A 4,038-nucleotide genomic window follows, 5' to 3' on the forward strand; every position below is an offset into this window, starting at 1 on the left:
ATATAAATATTTTAAAAAAGTATTGACATATACAAAGTTAAATCATATAATAATTAACAAATCATAAATAAATTAATTTTGAATAACGTCTTATGAAGAGAAAAGTAGCACAAGTTAGGTAAAAGAGAATCAGTGGATGGTGTAAACTGATACCAATACTTTTGTGAATCCACCTTGGAGGATTATTATGATGAATAATACGGGAAACCGTTAAGTTAAATGAGAGGATTATATTTATATTTTATATAGTCAATAAGGGTGGCAACGCGAACCAATCGTCCCTATGTGGATTTGATTGGTTCTTTTATTTTATAATAATTTTTGTACAAAATAATAATTTTAATGCTATAGCTTTGATGCAAAATTTAATATTTATTTGATGAAGAGAAAAGTAGCATAAGTTAGGTAAAAGAGAGTCAGTGGATGGTGTAAACTGATACCAATGCTTTTGTGAATCCACCTTGGAGAATTATTATGATGAATAATACGGAAAACCGTTAAATTAAATGAGAGAATTATACATTTGTATGATTAATGAGGGTGGCAACGCGAGTCAATCGTCCCTAAGGGGATCAGGTTGACTTTTTATTTTTATTGTTACTTTAATAATGTATAACAGTGAATTGATGAATTATTCGGTCGGCATAAATTAATTGGAGGTAAAAATATGCATAAAAAATTATTTATTCCAGGTCCAGTAGAAGTTAGAAAAGATGTTCTAGAGAAAATGGCAACGCCAATGATAGGCCATAGAAGTAAAGAAGCATCTGAGCTTCAAAGAGACATTAGTGATAAAATGAGGAAGGTATTTAATACAAAAGAAGAAATTTTGCTTTCAACTTCATCGGGAACAGGGCTTTTAGAAGGAGCTATAAGGTGTAGTACAGCAAAAAGAGCGGCAATCTTTTCCATAGGTGCATTTGGAAATAGGTGGTATCAGATTGCAGAATGCAATAATGTACCGGCAGATTTATTTGAGGAGGATTGGGGAAAAGCTGTAGATATAGACAAGATTGACAAAGCTCTGGCTACGGGTAAATATGATTCTCTTTGTATAACTCATAATGAAACTTCTACAGGAGTTATGAATCCAGTAGAAGATATAGCAGAAGTAGTGAAAAAGTATCCAGAGATTGTATGGTGCTTAGATACAGTTAGCTCTATGGCGGGTACTAAGATAGAAGTGGATAAGCTAGGTGTGGATATATGCCTGACATCTAGTCAAAAAGCTTTAGGACTTCCTCCAGGAATGGCGATATGTTCTTTTTCACAGAAGGCGGTGGAGAGAGCTAAAAAGGTAAAGTTTAGAGGTTACTATTTAGATTTGCTTTCTCTTTATAATTATATCCATAAGAAAGACTACCAGTATCCTTCAACACCATCTATTTCACATATGTTTGCCATGAATTATCAACTGGATAGAATATTAGAGGAAGGACTTGAAAATAGATATAAGAGACATATAGAGATGGCCGAGTATGTGAGAAATTGGGCAAGAGAATATTTTGAGTTATTTGCAGATGAAAGATATCTTTCCAATACTCTTACTAATATAAAAAATACCAGAAATATAAGTGTAGCACAATTAAATAGGGATTTAGGTGAAAGGGGATTTCAGATATCCAATGGTTATGGGAAATTAAAGGAGAAGGCTTTTAGAATAGCTCATATGGCTGATTTTAACCTTTCTGATATAAAAGAGCTTATAGATACTGTTAATTATATATTGAAATTATAATAGGGGGGTTTAAAATTGATAAAAATATTGGTGAATGATGGAATGGAAGAAGGAGCTCTCAATAAGCTTATAGCAAATGGATATGATGTTTTAGATAGACATTTTGGAGAAGAAGAATTAAAGCAAAGAATAAGAGAATTTGACATAATGATAGTTAGATCGGCCACTAAAATCAGGAAACCGCTTATAGATGCGGCTAAAAATGGAAAGCTGAAACTCATAATAAGAGGGGGAGTTGGGGTAGATAATATAGATGTGGATTATGCAGCTGAAAATGGAATAATGGTTAAAAATACACCTGATGCCAGCACTATTTCAGTAGCGGAGTTAACGTTGGCTCATTTGTTGGCAATTTCTAGATATGTGAATATTTCTAATGTGACTATGAGAAAAGGAAAATGGGAGAAAAAGAAATATAAGGGAGTGGAATTGTACGGCAAGACATTAGGCCTTGTGGGTTTTGGGAGAATTGCAAAAGAAGTGGCAAAACGAGCTTATGCTATGGGAATGGATGTAATATATTATGATAAACTTGGCATGGCAAAAGGATATAACAATTATAAATTTTTTGAATTAGAAGAATTATTAAGGAAGGCGGACTATATATCAATTCATATTCCTTTTGATAAATCCCAGAGTGCGGTAATAGGTAGAAAAGAGATTGAGATGATGAAGGATGGAGTTTATATAGTAAATTGTGCAAGGGGTGGTGTAATAGACGAAAAAGCTTTGGTTGATGGATTAAATACTGGAAAAGTGTCAGCTGTAGGGATGGATGTATTTGAAAATGAACCTGAACCTTGTAGAGAACTTGTAAATAATCAAAGAGTATCAGTTACACCTCATATAGGTGGCTCAACTTTTGAAGCTCAAAAAAGAATAGGTGAAGAAATAGTAACTATAATTGAAAAGTATTGTTTGAATAGAAATTTAGTCAATGCGTAGAGGAGGTATAGAATGGCAATTTTAAGAGCTTTTAAGGCAATACGGCCAAGGAGGGATTTAGCTGACAAGGTAGCACAACTACCCTATGATGTAATGAGCAGTGAAGAAGCGAAAGAAATGGCTAAAGATAATATCTATTCTTTTCTCCATGTGGATAAAGCTGAAATAGATTTGGATGAAAATGTAGATCTATATGATAGAAAAGTTTATGAAAAGGCAAATGAAAATTTAAATAAAATGATAGACAATAATATATTAATACAGGACAAGAAAAACAACCTTTATATATATAGATTGACCATGGATGGTAAAAGTCAAACAGGTATAGTAGGATGCACTTCTATAGATGATTATTTAAATAATAGGATAAAAAAGCATGAATATACTAGAAAAGACAAAGAACAGGATCGAATAAATCATGTAGATATCTGTGATGCCAATACAGGACCAATTTTTTTAACCTATAAGTATGATGATAAAATTAATGATATAGTGAATATATGGATGAAAAAAGAGGTGGTTTACGATTTTACTGCTGATGACGGAGTGAGACATGAGGTGTGGGTAATAGATGATGATAAAACAATAAAAAGCATCTGTAATTTATTTAAGAATGTAGACAGCTTATATATAGCAGATGGACATCATAGGGCAGCTTCTGCAGTAAAAGTAGGTATTAAAAGGAGAAGAGAAAATCCAAATTATTCTGGAGATGAGGAGTTCAATTTTTTTCTATCAGTACTTTTTCCACATTCGGATTTAAGGATTATAGATTATAATAGAGTTGTTAGAGATTTGAATGGTCTTTCTACTGAAGAATATTTGTTTAAGGTTTCTAAAAAATTTGATGTAGAAGTGTATGAGGGAAAAGAGGCATATAGACCGTTTCGTAAGGGTACCTATGGTATGTACTTAGGCGGAAGATGGTATAAACTTGCTGTAAAAGAAGGGACATATAATTCAGATGATCCCGTTGATAAGTTGGATGTATCTATTCTTCAAGATAATCTATTGGCTCCTATTTTAGGAATAGATGATCCACGTACGAATGATAGAATCAGTTTTGTAGGCGGAATAAGGGGACTTGGAGAATTAGAGAAAAGGGTAAGACAAAATGACATGGGAGTTGCTTTTTCCATGTATCCTACTACATTAGAAGAATTGATGAATATCGCAGATGCTGGGAAGGTAATGCCTCCTAAATCCACTTGGTTTGAGCCAAAATTGAGAAGTGGACTGTTTATTCATAAATTGAAATAGTAGCTTTATTTTGATAGAATTCTCGTAAAACTTACGGGGATTTTATCATGTTATAAAAGATATCTTATGTAAAATTTTATGGTATAATATATTTA

General features: G+C 32.6%; 3 protein-coding genes and 2 other annotated features. All 3 genes read left to right on the forward strand.

Annotated elements, in window-relative coordinates; all coding sequences use genetic code 11:
• Window positions 1-83 precede the first annotated feature (83 nt).
• Window positions 84-286: a binding site (T-box leader), on the forward strand.
• 84 nt (window positions 287-370) lie between these two features.
• Window positions 371-568: a binding site (T-box leader), on the forward strand.
• A 99-nt stretch (window positions 569-667) separates the two neighbouring features.
• The 3 genes from J5G60_RS16990 to J5G60_RS17000 are packed head-to-tail and all read left to right on the forward strand — an operon-like array spanning window position 668 to window position 3,943.
• Complete coding sequence (locus J5G60_RS16990) at window positions 668-1,738, forward strand: pyridoxal-phosphate-dependent aminotransferase family protein (RefSeq protein ID WP_150358696.1); 1,071 nt, start codon at window positions 668-670, stop codon at window positions 1,736-1,738.
• Between the two features lie 15 nt (window positions 1,739-1,753).
• Complete coding sequence (locus J5G60_RS16995) at window positions 1,754-2,683, forward strand: D-2-hydroxyacid dehydrogenase (protein ID WP_150358697.1); 930 nt, start codon at window positions 1,754-1,756, stop codon at window positions 2,681-2,683.
• 12 nt (window positions 2,684-2,695) lie between these two features.
• A complete protein-coding gene (locus J5G60_RS17000; RefSeq protein WP_150358698.1) occupies window positions 2,696-3,943 on the forward strand; it encodes a DUF1015 domain-containing protein in 1,248 nt (415 codons plus the stop codon).
• Window positions 3,944-4,038 lie beyond the last annotated feature (95 nt).

The sequence above is a fragment of the Clostridium sp. HV4-5-A1G genome (assembly GCF_900184915.1).
GTDB classification, from domain to species: Bacteria; Bacillota; Clostridia; order Clostridiales; family Clostridiaceae; genus Clostridium_B; species Clostridium_B aromativorans.